General features: G+C 53.3%; 2 rRNA genes. Both read right to left on the reverse strand.

The features are described 5' to 3' along the window. A 23S ribosomal RNA gene (locus DXK94_RS15100) occupies positions 1-138 on the reverse strand; the annotation flags it as partial. Positions 139-615: 477 nt separating this feature from the next. Next, positions 616-722, reverse strand: a 16S ribosomal RNA gene (locus DXK94_RS15105); the annotation flags it as partial.

A 722-nucleotide genomic window follows, 5' to 3' on the forward strand; every position in this document is an offset into this window, starting at 1 on the left:
GCTTGGCGGGGTTTCCCCATTCGGACACCCTGGGATCACAGTCCGGTTATCGACTCCCCCAGGCTTATCGCAGATTCCTACGTCCTTCTTCGGCTCCTAATGCCAAGGCATCCACCGTGTGCTCTTAAAAACTTGACCACAAAAGATCAAAAAACAAGTTTTCGAGAGAACCATGAAAACTGTTCCCCCACCCACAAGGAGTGAAGAACCAGATCCAGGTTCATATTCTTGGAAATTGCTTCTTATAAAAGATGCTCGCGTCCACTATGTAGTTCTCAAACAACAACCCCAAACCACACACCCCACACACACAAACGCGCGTGATCGGTGCAGCCAGGAAACCAGAAACACACAAGTCCCGGGGTCACCCCCGGTCCTGTTGTCTCAGGACCCAACAGTGTGCCAAACACTAAACCACCCATTCCCCGACCCTGCCGTTCCAGGACACACAAGGCATCCGTACTAAACCAGGGAAAAGAAACAAGCGGCCGCTATTTGTTGATATTCCACCCATGAGCACCCGCCGCAGAACCTGTGTCTGCGCAACGGGCTGTACTCCTGACAAACCCCCACCACCACATACGCGGCAGACAGTGATTTGTAGGTGCTCCTTAGAAAGGAGGTGATCCAGCCGCACCTTCCGGTACGGCTACCTTGTTACGACTTAGTCCCAATCGCCAGTCCCACCTTCGACAGCTCCCTCCCACAAGGGGTTAGGCCAC

Source organism: Arthrobacter sp. RT-1 (assembly GCF_003367205.1).
In the GTDB taxonomy this organism is placed as follows: Bacteria; Actinomycetota; Actinomycetes; order Actinomycetales; family Micrococcaceae; genus Arthrobacter.